The 887-nt window shown below is 70.8% G+C and carries 1 protein-coding gene; it reads left to right on the top strand.

The features are described from left to right. Positions 1-119: 119 nt before the first annotated feature. A partial coding sequence (locus tag ACLNEE_RS16780; RefSeq protein ID WP_412007436.1) for a low-complexity tail membrane protein occupies positions 120-887 on the top strand: 768 nt, incomplete at its 3' end.

The following is an 887-nucleotide window of genomic DNA, read 5'->3' as shown; positions in this document are numbered from 1 at the left end:
CGGCATCGGCTGTGATCGCTTCACCGGCTGGCAGGACGGTGATCGGGTCGAGGCCTACAAGCTGGTCACCCAGCGCCGCACCCTGAGCACCTGAGCGCCGTGTCCCGATTCCCGATGCCGTGACGCCCCGCAGCGAGCCCCTGCTCTGGCTTCAGCTCATCGCTCTGGGGGCGATTCCCCTGGAGCTGCTGCTGCTGCTGCTGGTGCTGGCGGGGGCGGATCCGGGGCCCCTTCCGGCCCTGGAACGCCTGCTCGCCTTGGGGCTGGGAAGCCTGGCCCCAAGCCTGCTGCTGTGGCGGCAGCCCCCCGACTGCTGTTCGCTGCTGCTCGCCCAGGTGCCGCTGCGGGGCCGCACGCCCGCACAGCTGAAGCTCTCGGCACTGCAGGATGCCCTGGGGCCCAGGCTGCTGGGCTTACTGGGGCCCGTGGCCCTGCTGCCCCTGTTCTGGAGTCTGGACAGTCACGCCGCTCTTGCCACCGCACTGTCGCCCCTGGCCCAGAGCAACCGCCTGGTCGTGCTGATCCTGGCGATTCCCCTGCTGGCCCTGCTGGTCTGGCAATGGCAGCAACTGGTGCAGTCCCTGTGGCTGCTCAGCCGCAGCGAGGCTGATCTGGACGCCGCCACCGCCCTCCGGGCCGAGGATCTGAGCCAGCGAAGGATCTGTCTGGGACTCCCCCTGCTGCTGCTCGAGCCGCTTCCACAGCTTCCACAGCCCCGGGGCCGGCCTGTCCCCCCGGCAGCTCCAGCGAGCACAGGCGGCGCAGAGCCCCCGGCAGGAGCGACCATCCGAGAACCTTCAGCGCCCGCGACTGCCTCACCAGCGCCGGAGGCTGAGGCCGGCCAGATAGACGCCACTGAGGCTGGCTCCCAGGCAGCCGGTGAAACC

This window comes from Aphanothece stagnina RSMan2012, assembly GCF_046764815.1.
Lineage (GTDB): Bacteria > Cyanobacteriota > Cyanobacteriia > PCC-6307 > Cyanobiaceae > NIES-981.
Note: the sequence above shows the minus strand (reverse complement) of the source record. Positions and strands in the feature narration are given on the sequence as shown.